This is a genomic window from Pseudomonas sp. S3E17 (genome assembly GCF_024168685.1).
Classification (GTDB): Bacteria; Pseudomonadota; Gammaproteobacteria; order Pseudomonadales; family Pseudomonadaceae; genus Aquipseudomonas; species Aquipseudomonas marginalis.
Genome location: NZ_JALJWE010000001.1, coordinates 3796770 through 3813539, shown reverse-complemented (window position 1 = coordinate 3813539; position 16770 = coordinate 3796770). Strand labels below are relative to the sequence as shown.

The 16770-nt window shown below is 54.3% G+C and carries 14 protein-coding genes; 5 read left to right on the top strand and 9 right to left on the bottom strand.

The features are described 5' to 3' along the window. The first annotated feature begins 115 nt into the window (after positions 1 to 115). Complete coding sequence (locus J3D60_RS17025; RefSeq protein WP_017253710.1) at positions 116 to 604, top strand: TIGR00645 family protein; 489 nt, start codon at positions 116 to 118, stop codon at positions 602 to 604. 15 nt (positions 605 to 619) lie between these two features. Here the strand turns inward: J3D60_RS17025 and J3D60_RS17020 are convergent, their stop codons facing one another. The 4 genes from J3D60_RS17020 to J3D60_RS17005 all read right to left on the bottom strand — a co-directional run bounded on the left by J3D60_RS17020 (position 620) and on the right by J3D60_RS17005 (position 6624). Further along, a complete protein-coding gene (locus J3D60_RS17020) occupies positions 620 to 2059 on the bottom strand; it encodes a glycosyltransferase family 39 protein (protein WP_253492114.1) in 1440 nt (479 codons plus the stop codon). A gap of 149 nt (positions 2060 to 2208) precedes the next feature. After that, a complete protein-coding gene (locus J3D60_RS17015; protein WP_253492112.1) occupies positions 2209 to 4371 on the bottom strand; it encodes a methyl-accepting chemotaxis protein in 2163 nt (720 codons plus the stop codon). Between the two features lie 132 nt (positions 4372 to 4503). Then, complete coding sequence (locus J3D60_RS17010; RefSeq protein ID WP_253492109.1) at positions 4504 to 5619, bottom strand: HD-GYP domain-containing protein; 1116 nt, start codon at positions 5617 to 5619, stop codon at positions 4504 to 4506. Positions 5620 to 5691: 72 nt separating this feature from the next. Further along, the gene (locus tag J3D60_RS17005) at positions 5692 to 6624 is read right to left on the bottom strand and encodes a chemotaxis protein CheV (RefSeq protein WP_253492108.1); all 933 of its coding nucleotides are present in this window, start codon (positions 6622 to 6624) and stop codon (positions 5692 to 5694) included. Positions 6625 to 7751: 1127 nt separating this feature from the next. Between J3D60_RS17005 and J3D60_RS17000 the strand changes: the two genes are divergently transcribed. Both J3D60_RS17000 and J3D60_RS16995 read left to right on the top strand, forming a co-directional pair. Further along, entirely contained in the window at positions 7752 to 9545 is a 1794-nt protein-coding gene (locus J3D60_RS17000; protein ID WP_236183850.1) for an ATP-dependent endonuclease, read from the top strand. 210 nt (positions 9546 to 9755) lie between these two features. Then, positions 9756 to 11039 carry a hypothetical protein gene (locus tag J3D60_RS16995; protein WP_253492105.1) on the top strand — a complete coding sequence of 428 codons (1284 nt, stop codon included), beginning with the start codon at positions 9756 to 9758 and terminating at the stop codon, positions 11037 to 11039. A gap of 215 nt (positions 11040 to 11254) precedes the next feature. Here the strand turns inward: J3D60_RS16995 and J3D60_RS16990 are convergent, their stop codons facing one another. Then, entirely contained in the window at positions 11255 to 12031 is a 777-nt protein-coding gene (locus J3D60_RS16990) for a phytanoyl-CoA dioxygenase family protein (protein WP_253492104.1), read from the bottom strand. Positions 12032 to 12341: 310 nt separating this feature from the next. On the opposite strand from J3D60_RS16990, the gene J3D60_RS16985 reads away from it, so the two are divergent. Next, positions 12342 to 12980 (top strand): DNA adenine methylase, encoded by a 639-nt coding sequence (locus J3D60_RS16985; RefSeq protein WP_253492103.1) that lies wholly within the window; start codon positions 12342 to 12344, stop codon positions 12978 to 12980. Continuing rightward, positions 12980 to 13750, top strand: coding sequence for an 8-oxoguanine DNA glycosylase (locus tag J3D60_RS16980; RefSeq protein WP_253492102.1), 771 nt, complete (start codon positions 12980 to 12982; stop codon positions 13748 to 13750). The genes J3D60_RS16985 and J3D60_RS16980 overlap by 1 nt, the downstream gene beginning before the upstream one ends. Here the strand turns inward: J3D60_RS16980 and J3D60_RS16975 are convergent. The 4 genes from J3D60_RS16975 to J3D60_RS16960 form a co-directional block, all read right to left on the bottom strand. Then, positions 13747 to 14430 carry a hypothetical protein gene (locus tag J3D60_RS16975; protein ID WP_253492101.1) on the bottom strand — a complete coding sequence of 228 codons (684 nt, stop codon included), beginning with the start codon at positions 14428 to 14430 and terminating at the stop codon, positions 13747 to 13749. The two genes, J3D60_RS16980 and J3D60_RS16975, sit on opposite strands and share 4 nt — an antisense overlap. Next, positions 14408 to 15013, bottom strand: coding sequence for a 7-cyano-7-deazaguanine synthase (locus J3D60_RS16970; RefSeq protein WP_253492100.1), 606 nt, complete (start codon positions 15011 to 15013; stop codon positions 14408 to 14410). The genes J3D60_RS16975 and J3D60_RS16970 overlap by 23 nt, the downstream gene beginning before the upstream one ends. Then, the gene (locus J3D60_RS16965; RefSeq protein WP_253492099.1) at positions 15010 to 16101 is read right to left on the bottom strand and encodes a PfkB family carbohydrate kinase; all 1092 of its coding nucleotides are present in this window, start codon (positions 16099 to 16101) and stop codon (positions 15010 to 15012) included. The genes J3D60_RS16970 and J3D60_RS16965 overlap by 4 nt, the downstream gene beginning before the upstream one ends. Positions 16102 to 16223: 122 nt before the next feature. Continuing rightward, a complete protein-coding gene (locus J3D60_RS16960; protein WP_232246175.1) occupies positions 16224 to 16565 on the bottom strand; it encodes a hypothetical protein in 342 nt (113 codons plus the stop codon). Positions 16566 to 16770: the final 205 nt, after the last annotated feature.

Here is a 16770-nt window from a genome sequence, read left to right as displayed (position 1 = left end):
ACTAGCAGAAAAATTCTCTTACAGATGCCGCCCAGGTCAGTTTTCTCGTGGTTACAGGTGTCTTATAGCGGCTGGTATACTCGCCGCCATTTCTAGCCATGCTGTGTGAGATCCAATGGAACGCTTTATCGAAAATGCTATGTACGCCTCGCGCTGGCTGCTGGCGCCTATCTATTTCGGCCTGTCCCTCGGGTTGCTGGCGCTGGCGCTGAAATTCTTCCAGGAAGTGATTCACCTGCTGCCGAGCGTGTTCTCGATGGCCGAGTCCGAGCTGATCCTGGTGCTGCTGTCGTTGATCGACATGGCCCTGGTCGGCGGCTTGCTGGTGATGGTGATGATTTCCGGCTACGAGAACTTCGTCTCGCAGCTGGACATCGATGAAAACAAGGAAAAGCTCAACTGGCTGGGCACCATGGACTCTTCGTCGCTGAAGATGAAAGTGGCGGCCTCCATCGTGGCGATTTCCTCCATCCATTTGCTGCGCATCTTCATGGACGCCAAGAACGTCGATCCGCAACACCTGATGTGGTACGTGATCATTCACATGACCTTCGTGATCTCGGCGTTCGCCATGGGTTACCTGGACAAGGTCACCAAGCACTGATGCCCCGCGCTGGCCTTACTGCTCGATGAAGTAGTAGGGCTGGCGGTTGATGGCTATCTCCTTGATCACCGTGACCTTGGTGGTCAAGTCGTTGGTATGGTCCAGCAGCGCGACGTTGCCGGGCTTGGCGGTCAAAAAGTGCTGAAGCTCGGCTTCGGTCTGCAGGATCGGCAGGTAGGCCTGGGTGTAGAACACGCTGGCGCCGGCGATCCGCTCATTGGGCTGAAACAACACCACCTCCTTGCCTTCGGCTTGCAGTGCCTGGATCTGACTGATCAACGGCACGAACGACTGGCGCACGTCGGCTTTGGGCGCGAACCAGAAAGCAGCGATCAGGTAGCACGCCACTGCCAGGGTGAAAACGCCGCCAATCACGCGGCGGTGATAGGCGTACAACGCCGGCTTGTGATCCTTCAGCCATTTCAGCAGCACCCGCACATATTCCGCAGCCAGTACAGCGGCGGCCGGTGTCAGGGCCATCAGGTAAACCGTGCGCTTGCTTGAGGCCAGCGTCAGCAGGGTGAATTGCGCCACCAGCCATACGCTGAAAAACAGGCGATAGCGGTTACGCACCAGGCTTTTCCGGAAGTGCCACAGGCCCAGGTACACCAGGATGTTCCACGGCAGGAAGGCCTCGGGCAGCTTGGCGATGTAGTAGTAGAACGGCTCGTAATGCCCGGCCTCCACAAACGAGCCGCTGAAGCGCCCGACGCTGTTGGTCCACAGCACTTCGCCCACGGCCTGCATTCCGCCGCGCTGGAACAGGAAACCCAGCCAGATCATCAGCGGCACCAATGCCAACAGGGTGAACAGCGCCGGCTTGAGCCAGTCGGCGAGGCGCAGGCGCTTGTCCATCAGGCTGGTGCTGGCCAGGTACACAAAGATCACGATGCCCGGCATCGCCAGGCCCAGTACGCCTTTGCTCAAGGTGGCGATCACCATGCCGGCGGTAAACAGCGCCCAGGCCCAGGTCGTGGAGCCTTGGCGCTCGGACTCAGGCCGCATCGCCTGGTAGAACGCCAGCAGCGCGGTGGTCACGCCGAGGCTGAGCAGTGAGTCTTCCCCCACGCCGCGCACATTGCTCCAGTAGCTGGCCATGGTCGCCAGGATCAGCGCCGCACTGAAGGCCAATGTTTTCGGGCGCCCGAACCGGCGCAGCATTCCATAGAACAGCATCACGCTGAACAGACCGGCAAATGCCGAGGCCAGGCGGACCGCCCCAGGCGTGCCGCCGAACAGGTGAATCGCTCCGGCGTCCAGCCACAGGCTCAGGGGCGGTTTTTCCAGGAAGGGTTCACGAAACAGTTGCGGCACGACCCAGTCATTGTCCAGGTGCATGGCCATGGCGATCCCCGCGACGCGGGCTTCGGTGGAGCCTTGCAGTTCGTGGTTACCCAGGGCAAAGAAGAACAACAGAGCAGCAAGCAGGAGCAGCAGGGGAGCGGGGCGCGTCATGGAGTCTGGCTACCGAGGCAGAAGGCCGTTCGGGGGAACGGCTCGCAATCGGTGAGTATAGGGAGACGATTCTTAATATTTCATGAATGGGAGTGGGTTTATAGCGCTGGGCCAGGAGGTTGATGTTCCCCCTGGCTTCGCGTGAGGCATTACGAGGCTTTGACTTTGAAGCGGCTCAGGCCCTGTTGCATGGCGTTAGCCCGCTCCGAGAGATTCTTGGCCGCCACCGCGCATTGTTGGGAGTTGACCTGATTCTGCTGGGTGACTTCGTCGATCTGCTCCAGGCCGATGCTCGCCTGTTGCAGGCCGGAAGCCTGTTCACTGGAGGCTTGGTAGATCAACGACACCAGGCTGGACACCGTGCTGGTGCCGCTGACGATATTTCTCAACGAGTCGGCTGTGCGGCCTGCGATGATCATGCCGCGCTGGGTCTTGGTCGAGGAGTCGGCAATCAGCGCGGCGGTTTGCTGGGCGGCCTCGGCGCTGCGGGCGGCGAGGCTCCTGACCTCATCGGCGACCACCGCAAAGCCACGGCCCAGTTCGCCGGCACGTGCCGCTTCGATGGCCGCGTTCAGCGCCAGCAGATTGGTCTGAGCGGCGATGTTGTCGATGGTGGTGATAATGGCCGTGATGTCTTTGCCCGAGTTGTCGATTTCCGCCATGGCGGCGATCAATTCACTCATCAACTTGTCACTTTCCCCGGCGTCGGCGCGGGAAGCCTGGGATTGCTCGTCGGCCTTTTTCGCATTGGCGGCGTTGTCGGTGGTTTGCGCTGCCATCTGGGTCATCACCGCACTGATTTCAGTGATGGACGAGGCAGAATTGGACGCGCCGTCGGACAGCGACTGGCTCAACTCGGTGACCTGCGCGGAACTGCCGGTGATTTGCGTGGCGCTGGCCTGCACCTGGGAAATCAAGGTGTTCAGGTTGCCGACCATTTTTTCCAACGACTTGCCCAGGGTGTCATTGGGCGAGGACAGGCGCACTTCCAGATCCAGGTCCCCTTCGGAAATTCGCTCGGCCACGCGCACCTGGCGTTGCAGGCTTTCCGACATATCGTTCAAGGCAAAGGACAACTGGCCCACTTCATCTTCAGATTTTTGCACCAGCCGACGCGAGAAATCCCCCAGGCTGATGTTGGCGGCCAGGGCCGCGGCTTCACGAATCGGACCGACGATTTTCGCCGTGGCCAACCACAGCGCCAGCAATGCCAGCAAGGAGATCCCCACGCCGACCGAGACCTGCCAGATGCTGCTCTTGACACCACGTGACTGCAGTTCCTGCTCCAGGGCCATGGCCTGGCTCATGACCACCGCCTTGGGCAGATGGATCACGATCGCCCAGGGCTTGCCGGTGCGGCCCAGGTTGATCGGCATCTGCACTTCGATTTCCTGGGAATCCGGGTTGAACCGGCTGTCTCCCTGACCCTTCTGTACATTGCTCAACACGTTCTCCCAAGAGCCGGGCAACAACGCTTTCAATGACTGGCCAATGAGTTCCGGGCGTTTACTGTCGGCCACCACCAACCCTTGATTGCTCAGGATCGACACCGAGCCTTTGCCGCCATACAGGTCGGCGGACATTTGCTCGCTGAGTTTCTGGATAAACGAAATGTCGAAGTCTGCACCGACCACGCCGTAGAACTTGCCATTGGCGGTGATCGGTACCGACAGCGTGGTCAACCACACATTTTTGCCTTGCACCACGTAGGGAAGTGGGTCCAGCACGCTTTCTTTCTGGGTGTCCCGCGGGCCGGAATACCAGCCGCCCTTCAGCACACCATTGGGGTGGCGGGCATCGGAATCGTACTCAACCAGCGGTTGCACGGCGATATGGCCGTCTGAACTGCGTGTCCAGTAAGGCGTGAAGCGGCCCGTCAGCGGGTTGTTACCGCCCTCATTGATACGAAAGGCTTGATCCTGGCCGTCCAGCGCATCCGGCTCCCAGCATGAATAGGTGCCGTTGAATTCAGGGTTGTCCTTGAGCACGCTGAGCAGCATCGCATTGATCTGCTCGCGGCCCAGGGTCAGCGGGCTCTGGGCACTTTTACTCGCTCCCAGGGTATTGGCCATTGTGCGTGCCGAATCCAAGGCGTTTTGCAGTTTTGCCTGGATGGCATTGGCACGCGCCTCAGCCAGGTTTTGCACTTCGCGGATAGTGGCGCTTTCAATCAGGGTTGAAACTTCAGCACCTACAAAAGCCTGGTTGGCATTCGAGGAATACAGGCCATATAACACCAGGCTCGCGCAAGAGATAAACAGGCAGAGCCCGGCGGTGAAACAGATTCGAGTCTGCAATGAGTTGAATTTCATGATGTTTCCTGCCCATGCTAATAGTTGCCAACATCATCGAATGTCGACATTCCGGTACTTTCTTTGCACAAGGCATAGTGTTTTATCATTGGCTGCTTAGGCATATACATGCGGTACAGCGCTGGGTGTTGCTTAATGCTCTTTGGGCGTCTCTTCATCGAGCCATAAACGGTCGGTGTTTTTAAAGCCGTAACGCTGGTGCGGCACCCTCGCGACAATCCGGTCGGGTTGTGCGGGATCACTCAGGTCTATTATTTTCGGCGTTACATGGATATTCAGAACGGGCAGGAAAAACACTTTTATTTTTGGCGTCAATAAAGAATCAGGATGTTGTTCTATGACTACGCCGATACTGCCACTTTTCAATTGAACGATAGAACCGATCGGGTAAATACCCACGGACTTCAAAAACGCACGAAATACCTCATCATCAAAGTGTCCGTCCCATGTGGACATTTGCTGGATGGCGACGGCGGGGTCCCAGCCCTGGTTGTAGGAACGGTCCGAGGTGATTGCATCGTAGACATCGCATACCGCAGCCATCCGGGCTACCAGGCTGATCTGGTCACCCGCCAACTGATGGGGGTAGCCGGTGCCGTCGACTTTTTCGTGGTGATGCAGGCACACATCCACGACCATTTCGCACATCTGCGAGGCCGCCAGCAGGGTTTTCTCCCCCTCCAGTGGATGGGTGCGCACCAACTGCAATTCGTCACTGCTCAACCGGCCAGGCTTGTTGAGGATGGCACCTGGTATGGCCATTTTGCCGATGTCGTGCAGCAACCCGGCCATCCCAACCCGACGAATCAGTGCGGACGACAGGCCCAATTGATTGCCTAGGGCAATCATCAACGCACACACGGCGACCGAATGCATGTAGGTGTAGTCGTCGATGCTTTTAAGGCGTGCCAGGCTGATAAAGGCGTTGGGATGGCGGGCGATCGAGCTCGAAATGTCGTCCACCAGTGCGCTGACGTCTTCAAGCTCCAGGGCCCGGCCCATGCGGGCATGGCCGAACATTTCGACAACGGCGGCCTTGGCGCGGCTACAGATTTCCTGTGCGGCGACCAACTCGTCCTGCATGGAGGTGGGGACGACGGCGATGACCGGAGCAGCTGTTGGGGCCTGGGTGGCTGGCGGAGCGCCGCAGCCCAGGGCGCACGGCCCCTCTGAGGGTGAACCGTCCCGCCAGAAGGGCTTTGCCTCGCCGTCAGGCGACTGCAGATTAAGTTCATTGCACTTCCACATGGTATGCCCTCTGTTGATGTTCTTATACCTTTCTCATCAGCCTCCTTGGCTTGAGCAGTGTTGTCTTGCCTTTCAGGTCGGGCTCGCGGCCTTGATACGCGCGACTACGCGGCCTGCCAGGTCATCCGGGCGAAACTTCGCCAGGAAGTCATCGGCCCCGAATTTCTTGACCATGGCCTGGTTGAAACCGCCCGACAGGGAGGTGTGCAGCACGATATGCAACTTGGCCATGCGCGGGTCGCCGCGGATTTCGGCGGTCAGGGTATAACCGTCCATTTCCGGCATTTCGATGTCCGAAATCATCATCAGGAACTCCTCGTGCGGGTTGCGCCCCTCGTCGAGCATGGCCCGAAGGTAATCCAGCGCCTGGCGCCCATCGTTCAAGGCGACCACCTCGACGCCTACCGTTTCCAGGCAGCGGGTCACCTGTTTACGCGCCACCATCGAGTCGTCCACGGTCAACACACGCAGATGCCTGGCCTGTTGGGTGACGGCGTCATCCACCACGCCGACCGATATTTCCTCGGACGAGGGCGAGATTTCCGTCAGCACCTTTTCCACGTCGATGATTTCGACCAGACGATCATCGGCACGGGTAACGGCCGTCAGGTAATTGTTGTCGCCGCTGCCCTTGGGGGGCGGATGAATATCTTCCCAGTTCAAATTGACGATGTGTTCAACCGCATACACCAGGAAACCCTGAACGCGGTTGTTGTACTCCGTAAGTATAATAAAGGCGCTTTCTTTATCCGTGATCCCGGGCAGCCCTGTTGCCATCGCGAGGTCTAGAATGGGAATGCAAGCGCCGCGTATATTGGCAACGCCACAAATGTTGTTATTAGACTTTGGTAGTAGAGATAACTTGGGGCAGCGGATAACTTCCCGAACTTTAAAGACGTTGATTCCGTACAGCTGTTGGTCGTTGAAGCGGAATAGCAATAATTCCAGCCTGTTCTGACCGACCAGTTGTGTACGGCTGTTAACGGATGCCATTACACCTGCCATACACACCCCTTGATTCTGGTTGGAACAGCGTTGATATCGTAATGGCATTAGCATATGTAGGGGAATGTAAAATATATGTGAAATAAAAATAATCGAGTGGTTTATCGTTAAAGCAATATCGACGCGGATGAGTAGCTATTCAGGTGGGTGTTTTAAAATAGTTAGTTGGCTAACTTGCTATTTTTGGAGCTGAGAATGATTTAGGTTGGAAAAGCGTCGGGTGCGCGCGTATGACTACTTTTGTTACTGGCGTGCGCAGGCGTCCTCGGTAAGTAGCAACATGCCTTCGACCAACAGTTCACCCCAGCACAGTGGATCGGTGGGTGGCCAGTAGCGTGTGACGGTTGGAGCCTTCGAGTTCGAAGGCCTGGTCGTGGTCATGGCGTTGGGTGAGGCGAGGATTTGGCGAACATCAAGTGGACTTTGCGCAGAGCTCCTACATCAGAGTGAATTATGCCGGTACCCTTGTTCAGCACCGTATCCCGCTTGTGCTCCTACTGGAGATGAATTCGGAGGATGGTGTGGAGGACGTCGTCTGCAAAGGTGCAGGGGCTTTCCCAAGACGGGTGCTGGGTAGCCGGGGTACCAACGCGTCTGGAACGCAAAAAGCCTATACGGAAGCCAATAGCTCCGAACCCTTGGTTTTTCTGGATTTCAGGCACAAAAAAAGACGTCCGTGGACGTCTTTAGAGCCGGGGTAATCTGAAACGGTAACTTATCCTATTGATTATTAAAGCTAATATTATTCGTGTGCTTTGATTGGAATACCAAATGGAATACCTCATGAGATAGCACTCCGTTATCCCCGCCTGTATTCGATCTGAAAACTTTGCTTCGCATCCATGATAAGCAGTGATCTTCTCGCGGCAGTCGGGACAACGGGTAGCAATCGATCCAAGTCGGAAGGTGGCAGCAGGCAGAAACCGGCCAAATTCGGTCGTTCCCCCTTGATTCTAGAAATCACCAGAAACACTCAGAGTCTGGTCGTTTCACCTCCGGTTCTCGACACCCCAAAAACTGTGGTCTATGGTTGCCACCGTTTGGCCATCTCAGTGAAGAATTTTAAGGCCTAGTACTTACTGAAAAGCATTACGACTAGCTCATAAATCGGTTCAAGGAAGAGAATTATGCGACTTCATAGGCTTTCGATTAACGGTTTCAAACGCTTGCAAACTGCTGAAATAGAGTTTGGTAATGCGACCTTTCTAATCGGCGCTAATAATGCGGGGAAGAGCTCAGTACTCAAGGCTATCGGATCGCTGCTGTCTAACAGCAAACGTATGGATGCTGAATGCTTCTGTTCCGAACTAGATGAAGAAACAGGCGAGACGAAAATCACTTGTGACACTGTCGTTCTAGAGGCGGAGTTCAGAAATGTCCCTGACTCCGCTTCCACGTGGCGTGGCTTCAAAGGGCGCATTTTCTCGTATGATCCGAAAGACACCGGAGAGACTGGGAAAAGCATTTTTTATCGAAAAACGTACAAGGTGCTCGAAGATGTCAAGATCGAGTTGAAGACCCTTAGACGAACGATGAAACCAGAGTTTGCAGATCTACAGAAACCTGCCGACTTCATCGCCGCCGGGGCCCCTCCAGAGCTGCTCGCCGAGACCTTCTCCGTATTAGACAAGAAAATTTCCGCTAGCGACCGAGATAAACTCGAACTCATCGACGAACTGTGGGAAACAAATGAAGAAGAGGAGTGGGCGCTTAATCCAGGCGGCATTGGTAGCGTCGTTCTCTCTAAGCTCCCTTCCATCCTCATCATCCCGGCGGACGCCGCATCCCACGAAATCGATCAGAAAAATGGTGTGCTGCAGAAGATTCTGCACGAGCTGTTCAAGGATGTCCGTGAAAGCTCCGCCAATTACAAAGATGCCCAAGCGTGCCTGAGCCTGCTTGCCAAAGAGCTTGACCCAAGCGATGCTGGCTCAGAGTTTGGCAAGATGATGGGGGAATTGAACACGGTCCTTGGCGGAGTCTTCCCAGAGTCTCGCATTTACGCCGCAGCTGATCTCTCTAGCCCAGATGCACTCGTCCCTACCTTCGCAATTGAAATGTCCAGCAACATCCGCACAAGCGTCGCCAACCAGGGTACCGGCATGGTTCGCGCTGCTGTATTCGGGCTGCTGCGGTTTAGGCAGCAATGGCTGAAACGACGCGAAGGTAACGATGAGCGCGGACTCATTATCGGCTTTGAAGAACCAGAGATTTACCTGCATCCGAGTGCTGCTAACCAGATGCGGGATCTGATTTACGACCTGTCCGATCAGAACTCTCAGATAGTTGCTACCACTCACTCGCCCTACCTGATCGACCTTTCCCGTAAACCCAAGCAGGTCCTCAATCGCTTTCAATACGAAAAAGGGCACACCAGCGTGCTTCCATTTTCGGTATCCGAGGAGTTCGTCAAGCTGCAAAGTAATGATAAAGATCAGGTCAAAATGCTTATCAAGCTTGACGATCACGTGTCGCGGATATTCTTCACCCGTCGGGTACTGGTCGTCGAAGGCGATACAGAAGAGGTCGTCATCAAAGAGGCCATTCGCAGAATGCCGCCGGAAATGAAATCACTAGTCCTTTCGGGAAGTGAAATGGTCAAGGCTAGAGGTAAAGCCTCAATTATCGGATTGGTTAAGTACCTTAGCGCACTCAATGTTGATTTTTTTGTCATTCATGATCGCGACAAAGGTACCGAAGGGGCGGAGAAATTTAACGAGCCAATCAGGGTTGCAGTGGGTAATGACGAAAAGCTGATCCTCCTAGAGGAGTGCATCGAAGACTTCCTGGGTTACGCGGCGCCAAGTTCCGAAAAACCCTTCAATGCCTACAAGCGTACTCTTGAGTGGGGAGAAGCCTGGGATGGTGTTCCAGAACAGCTCAAAAAACTGTTAACCAACGTCTACGCTCCATTGCTTTGAGGCTTGGACGAACGTCTGCTCCTGGGCGAAAGCAATAACCCACGGCCGGCAGCTTTCGCCCCACAGCTACCGTTGGCCGGAGTCGCCTAATGGCCAAAGACGGCCTTTCGATCAGGTTAGAGTTGGGGTATTTTCCCACAAATTAAATTAATTATCGCTCCACTTTATCAATATATACTTCTACTGCCACCAATACGTAAGCAGGCAAAAATGGATAATTTGTTTGAATCAGTCAGCACTGCAGATAGGATCAGATCTGAAAGCGAATTGTTTGACGGTATAATAAAGGTATTATTCATCATAGGAAGCCCTCTACTTATTGATGAGATATTCTTTGCTCTTAGAGCAAAACTCGCCCTGCCAGACTTTCAAAGTAATTACATGGAGATGTTTAGAACGATTGCCTGCGCTGAGCGCGACTCAATTCTGGCTGAAATTAAAATATGTGAACACGCATGCAAACCTTCGTACTTTTACGAGCGTCAACTTCCTTATCTCGAAGAAATGCTCTCAATAAAAAATATCGATGAATATATTAATTGGCTGGACTCAAACCCAAGATTTGAAGACACCAAGGTCCATCTAGCCACAAGAGTTATGCAAGAGCAAGAAATTGGCCTTGCAGAGGCAACTAACTATGTAAACAGGCTTTATAGCTTGTACAGCGTTACAGCTTTTCTGTACGAGCGTTATAAGTCCCGCATCATGAATGAAAATTTCATCTTCGATTTATTCGACAGTAAGGAAAGCCAGCAGCTACTGCTGGACACATACAGAACTTTAGGCGTTAACCTTCTTGAGCAGGATGCTCAGTTTTTAAAATACGACCTGATTTCACTAGACGAAAACCTTATTATTTGCAACCAAAAAGACAGCCAGACGTTGATAGAGAAACGAACGGGAATTCATTTCACCATTCATGTACCGCGCGATGTGTTGCTCGCTCTTGAGAGCTTAATAGATAAAGGTTATGTCCGCGAAATTTCCTTCAGGATAGGAACGATCGCAAAAGCCGTACCGTCATTAGAAAATCTCGAGTACGGATCTTTTTTCAGCTTCAGAGCACTAGAACTACCTAAATTCTCTAAATTTTATAACTCGAAATGCTTTGATGATAGTCTATGGATTCATGTGGATCACAAAAAATCAAGCATCACTTTTGAGGAGCTTTATCGCGATTTCCCAGAGAGGGATGGCTGTATAGCAACTCAAGTAATTCATTTGGAGCTAACTAAAGGAGAGAGTGATTTTTTTATAAGTCACTTGGATCATGAGTATATTATTTATACTCTAGATGAATATATAAATAGACAAACCAACCCGAAACAGAAAGGCCATAAAAAATGCAAAACATTCAAGATTGACAATGCAAGAATTCCATTTGATTACAAATGCTCAGATCGCCACTTCATATTTCAAGTTCTAGATTCGCATTTCAACAACAAAGAACTTATCCGAGAATATTTTTCCCTTGCTTGCCTTCCGCAAGAGTAGACTAGATTTATAATTTCTCATCGTTTTCGACATGCTTAGTTTCTAAAAGTTAGGTCCTCGGTCCTGCTCGATATAGGCAAGCCTTAACTATAAGGCTTTGTCGTTAAGTTCTAAAGGCTGGGGCGAGCGTCAGTTGTTACGGCTCACTGCTGGGACTTCGCCTTGATTCGAAAACGGTATGTCGCGAACTGCTGATTTCGACCCATAGATGACGCTCAGGAATTCACGATCCGTTTCTCTACAGTGCCCCGGTAGAACGCTAGAAGATCTTCTCTAGTCGCTAGGGACAATGTTTCGTCCGCCTGGCAACGAAGAGTCGATGAACACAAACCAAATTGGATGACGATGACCTCCCGTTCCTGCTCACTACGATTGGGTGAGCCGCCGTGCAGAGTTGCGGAGTGCAGTGCCAGACAGGCGCCAGGAGCCACATCAGGATAAAGCGCGGTTTCGACAGGTGTGTCGGTTTGAATGTGGGAGCCCGGAACTACCGCTGTGCCGCCATTGCGAGCAGACATGAACTGAAGCGGGATCAATAACCGCAAAGTGCGTCCGTCATGGCTGGCAAAGTATTTATTGTCAGCATCCCGGTGCCACCCGATGGCAGGGCCAACCTCGCTGGGTTTGCGTGTGAGGTTGCAGAAATGAAACAGCAGATCGCTAGAAGCGCATTCGAGTAGTTCGGCGACGCAGGTCCAGATGGACTTCTGGGAGAGTAGCCGCGCAAAGCGGGGCTCCAGGGCGATGAGGTCGCCGATAATGAACGGTTCGTGCCTCCATCGATCTGGGTCAATGTCTGGATTGCGCTGTGGATGTTGCCGGCTAACATCACCAATAGTGACCCCAACAGATAACGCAGTCGGATCACCGCTCCGATAGCGATCAACCAATTCGGTGACCAGCTCTCGTGCGAACGCTAGTTCTTGTTCACAAATGAGTCCGGGTATTACTGAATAGCCATGGGAGGCAAATTTCACAGTCCTTGTGTTCAAAGCAGACTCCGTAGTCGATGTTTCAGGTGAGGCGAGCCTACGACCGCACAGGCGGGGCGTCCATCTTTGTCCGCTTTTGGCCGACTGCTGCCGGTCATGAGCGAAAAACATCAGCCTTTTCGGTGATGAATTGGGACTGCTATTCCCCTGCGCCGCAACGGCTAATGGTTTGTCGAGCTGCTAGAGCACTTCAAGCGTTCGTGCCGCTCCCACGGTTCTCTGGTCGGTAGGCTCCATTGACATCATCGTCACTTTTGACGATGATGTGTGCATGAGATATCCAGGCGGGAAAGGCAAGTGCTACCAGCGCTTGATCAACTTGATGCCTCCGCATCAGACCTACATCGAGACTCACTTGGGGGCGGGCGCTGTCCTGCGCCACAAAAAGTCTGCCGCTCGAAACATCGGCGTGGACGTAGATCCCGCTGTTCACGAAGCTTGGACTGATCACCAGGTTGAGAGCCTTGAGCTCATCCAGGGCGATGCTTTGAGCTACCTGAGCAGCTTTTTATTCGACGGTAGCGAACTGATCTACGCTGACCCTCCGTACGTGACGGAGACTCGCCGTCGCGCCAAAATTTACCGTTTCGAGTATGACGTGGGCCAGCACGAGCAGCTGCTCTCAACACTTAATAGTGTCCCTTGCAAGGTGATGATTTCGGGTTACGACAGCGTCCTCTACAACGACACACTTCAAGGATGGAGAAAGGTGACGTTTATGGCGAAGACGCACACGGATGTCAGGGAAGAGTGCGTTTGGATGAACTACGCTGCCCCCAAAGAGCTTCACGACACTCGTTTCTTAGGTGACACGTTTCGTGAGCGGCAGACCATCGCCAGGCGCCAGTCCCGTCTACGAGATCGAGTTATAGCGATGGATCCGGTAGAGCGTAGTGATTTCCTCCACTGGATCACGCAGACCTATGGCTTTGTTCAGGAGGCCCGGTAATGCAGAACGGTGTTGTATTCGTAGACGCCAAGATCTACAGCCGCGATTTCCCTGACGCTATGAGCGAAGTGCTCCCCGGTGTTTCATGGGGCTTGATCGAAGCATTCCCGACTCCGGCGTACTGGGCCTATCAGGTGTGGGCAAACGAGCAAGAGCTCGAGCCGCTCAACTATAAGCTTGGCGCCACCTTGGCTGAGGAAGTCGGAGCGTGCCTGCTGGGTGGCCATGGTATCCAGGCGAACGTCGGACTGGCGGCCTTCGCTCACCTGAGAAACCTCGGGGCTTTTGACGCTGAGGTGCCCAGTGAGGAACAACTGCAAGAGTGGTTGAGCACCCCACTGAAAATCGGCAGCCGCTCAGTGCGCTACCGCTTCGCCAAACAGAAGGCGCGTTACCTTCATTCGGCGCTTGCAGCTTTGGTCTTAGGGAATGTTCCTCTCCATTCTGGCCGGGCACTTCGGGACTGGCTGCTGGAGCTGCCGGGCATTGGGTACAAGACTGCTTCGTGGATTACTCGCAACTGGCTTGATGCAGATGATGTCGCCATCCTGGATATCCACATCCTGCGTGCAGGGGCGTTGGCTGGCTTCTTCTCCCCCGGCCTCACCGTGGAGCGCCACTACCTGAAGCTCGAAGCTGAGTTTCTTGCACTGAGCAAAGCGATCGACGTTCGACCTTCCAAGCTCGACGCGCTGATGTGGTACCAGATGATGTCTTCGCCTACCGTCGTCCACGGACTGCTGAGCCAGGCTGGTTTGAAAGCCGCCTAGTGCTGGGGCTTTTGCCCGCCAACGAGCGCAACACCAACCCCAGTGAGCACACCTGCAGGTGCTAGTCGGCCAGCCCAAGGTTCACCCGTAATCCCCAACGGGCAAAACGAGTAGTCCAAGGCATCAGCAATCACGGCTATGATCGCCAAGAGTGCTCCAGCGTCTCGCCAGATCAGGCTTTCACCGTACTGGTATTTGGCACGAGTTTTACCGGGCTCGGCCACTAGGAGCAACCGTGTTGCCTGTTCTGTGGGCAAAGCGTCATGGCACTGTTCTATCAATCCTGCAAAGGCCTCCACTGATCCTGATATCTCGACAAGACCGTGCCGGCGACTATCGTAGCGGAGCCAGTTCGAGGCGCCTGGAAGGTGAATCAGGATATGGATAGGGTGGATGGCGCCGGCAGATGGCGCCGGTCGCAACTCTAGGTCGAAGCCATAATCCGATTCGGCAATGGCCTGCGTTCGTGCACAGCGCCATAGCAACTGGCCTAGTTGGCCTTTACTCAAAGCATTGAACGTTCGCCTGGTGCGTCTATGGTCGAGTAGATTGAGGATACCTTTGTCGCAGACATCCTCAATTTCGGGCAGGGCATGGAATGTTCCATCAGGCCAGGTGAAGGGCTGATAGTAGCCAGGTTCAGCTCTTACTGCCGGGCTACCGAGCTTGATCCATTCCATGTTCGATCTCGTGCCAGACCTCGAAGTATTTGTTGCAGCCTCTGCAGTTGCCGCACGGCACGCTCGATTTGTGGCAGCTGTGAGCCCAGGCCAGGATAGAGGAGGGCACGCCTGCAGTTTTTACCAACTCGGTGGTGCTTAAATCGATCGCAGGCGCCTCAACGGTCATCTCACCCTCCTGCATGACCATCAGTTGGTTGATGGCAGCGATGAACTCCGGAGTGCCATCGCGGTGGGAACCATCGGATTTCACGGTACCCAAGTAGAGCTTGTTTACGCCGAGGCTGATGGCTTTCATGGCCCCCAGGGTTACGAGCATCTGGTTCCGGTATGGCCACCAGTCACTGGCAGGTGCATGGGCATCAGCCTTGCCTCCGGCCATGTCACCGGAACCGACCGATCGGCAGTCGATGGAAATGACGTGGTGCTCAATCTGGAGTTGCTCGCAGATTGCCTTCGAGGCGCAGATCTCAGCCTGAGCGGCGAGTTGCCCATAGTTCAGCGTGATGCCAATTTCAGGGCGCAGCCACCAGGCCACCGCGAGTGAATCCATACCGCCTGATAAAAGAAGGGCGCGTCTCATAGTTCAGCTGCCTTCCATGCGGTTTGGTAAATGGCGGTGACGAAGTCCTTGGTCAGCGTGCAGCCGGAGCCGGCCATCATCTTCTGATCCTCTTCCGACTCATTCTCCACGTACATTATGACGGGCTTCTTGAGTGCGCGCGCGTAGCCGATCTCATAGATCGTTCCGGCGTCGAGGCCATCCCCGATCGCGAGCATTAGGTCGCAGTCGTGGATCGCATCGAGATCCTTCTGCACGACTTCATCCGCAGGCCCGTGGCCAATGTCATGTACAGGAGAAAATACTTTCAATCCCATTTCCAAAAGCCGGACGCGGGCTTCCTCGATGAGCCAAAGCTGTGCCAGCGAGAAGAAGGGGCCGGCGAGGTAGACCAGAGGAGGTCGCCCTGTCCTGGATTTCTTTGGCAGGCTGGCGGCAGCAGGGTGATAGGTCTCCAGTTCCGTTTTGGAGGCAAAGCCCTTTGTCTCGCAGTAGTACGCCGTGGCACGTGAGGCCTGCATGGCGGCCTTGAGTGGCGTAAGTCCCTCTTCGAGCCAGAAGTGCGCGAAGCTGGCGACGAACACATCACCTGAACCGATCTTCCACACCTGCGACGTCACAAAGGAGGGAATGTGGTGCGATTGGCCGTCATAAAACAGCAGGGCGCCGGCAGGGCCCATCTTGATGATGACGATCTCAGCATTCTGAGACGTCGATAGTGCCCGCGCCAAATCGGCTGCGCTCAACTCGTCATTGCCATGCAGCGCTTCGGCTTCACTTCTGTTCAGGACAAGCGCAAGTCGCTCGGCCTTGGAGCCATTCTCATGAAAGGGGGCTGGGTGCCGGGAGCTCTGTGGGTCGTAAACAGCATTGCGGGCATCTACGACGCAGTCACCTTCGAGCAGTCCGAAGCGAACCACATTTTCGGCAGTGATTTGAAGAGTCGTCGAAGATGTCTCTGGTAGTGACTGGATCGACGGCTTGGCAAGACCATGGGTATACCGGAAGTGCAGGCTCTGATCGATGGAATAGCTTGAAACAGAGAAACCTTCAAGCACTGCTCTCTGGCGTAGAATGGCCTCCGCCGTAAGATCAGTGTAGGTGTCCAACGCGACGTGCCCGCCAAGGCGCGCTATAGCTGTAGCTGCTCGCCCTCCAGAGCCAAAAAGCTCTTGCCAGGTGGGGCACATGCACTGCTCGTAATACACACCGCCAGTTAGTCTGATCAAAATCATTCCTCCTTGATCGGCGAGATTTTGATCGAGATCTGAGCGCCCGTTTTTGCCGTAACTATTGCGGAATAGTTCGTACCGCTTTGGAGGCAGGCGATCAGCCGAATAACCTTGGGAGATGCAATGCCGCCGGCAATATGCCTGTTCCAAAATGCGCAGGCGACTACGTTGCCGTCGATTTCACCGAGGCCAATTCCAAGTGTATCCCCGACTTCGATCTCGCTCACGACCTCGGGCTTTGGAGAAGCAAGCTGGGTCTGCAGGTACAACGTATCGCAGGCGGTCTCCGTTGGAGCACCGGCTGTATAATCTCTAAAAAGCCTTCCGTCAGTACCTGACATTACGTTCCCCATCTTCCCTATGTGAACCGACGCAACAGCGGCCCAGCGTCAAATCAAAGCCAGTTGACAGCGGTCAGCTTGATGCTAGAGTGCCAGCACTCTACCCCTGTTGTATCCTATTTGCCAATAGCCCGCGTCTCAGCGGAAGAGCACTATTCGCAGGGGGCAAACCGGCCAGACTACGCTCTGGCTATGCTCCGATTCG

What these genes read in the sequence shown, in the direction of transcription:
- J3D60_RS17025 (WP_017253710.1), top strand. Translation starts at nt 116, where the DNA reads ATGGAACGCTTTATCGAAAATGCTATGTACGCCTCGCGCTGGCTGCTG.
- J3D60_RS17020 (WP_253492114.1), bottom strand. Translation starts at nt 2,059, where the DNA reads ATGACGCGCCCCGCTCCCCTGCTGCTCCTGCTTGCTGCTCTGTTGTTC.
- J3D60_RS17015 (WP_253492112.1), bottom strand. Translation starts at nt 4,371, where the DNA reads ATGAAATTCAACTCATTGCAGACTCGAATCTGTTTCACCGCCGGGCTC.
- J3D60_RS17010 (WP_253492109.1), bottom strand. Translation starts at nt 5,619, where the DNA reads ATGTGGAAGTGCAATGAACTTAATCTGCAGTCGCCTGACGGCGAGGCA.
- J3D60_RS17005 (WP_253492108.1), bottom strand. Translation starts at nt 6,624, where the DNA reads ATGGCAGGTGTAATGGCATCCGTTAACAGCCGTACACAACTGGTCGGT.
- J3D60_RS17000 (WP_236183850.1), top strand. Translation starts at nt 7,752, where the DNA reads ATGCGACTTCATAGGCTTTCGATTAACGGTTTCAAACGCTTGCAAACT.
- J3D60_RS16995 (WP_253492105.1), top strand. Translation starts at nt 9,756, where the DNA reads ATGGATAATTTGTTTGAATCAGTCAGCACTGCAGATAGGATCAGATCT.
- J3D60_RS16980 (WP_253492102.1), top strand. Translation starts at nt 12,980, where the DNA reads ATGCAGAACGGTGTTGTATTCGTAGACGCCAAGATCTACAGCCGCGAT.
- J3D60_RS16975 (WP_253492101.1), bottom strand. Translation starts at nt 14,430, where the DNA reads ATGGAATGGATCAAGCTCGGTAGCCCGGCAGTAAGAGCTGAACCTGGC.
- J3D60_RS16970 (WP_253492100.1), bottom strand. Translation starts at nt 15,013, where the DNA reads ATGAGACGCGCCCTTCTTTTATCAGGCGGTATGGATTCACTCGCGGTG.
- J3D60_RS16960 (WP_232246175.1), bottom strand. Translation starts at nt 16,565, where the DNA reads ATGTCAGGTACTGACGGAAGGCTTTTTAGAGATTATACAGCCGGTGCT.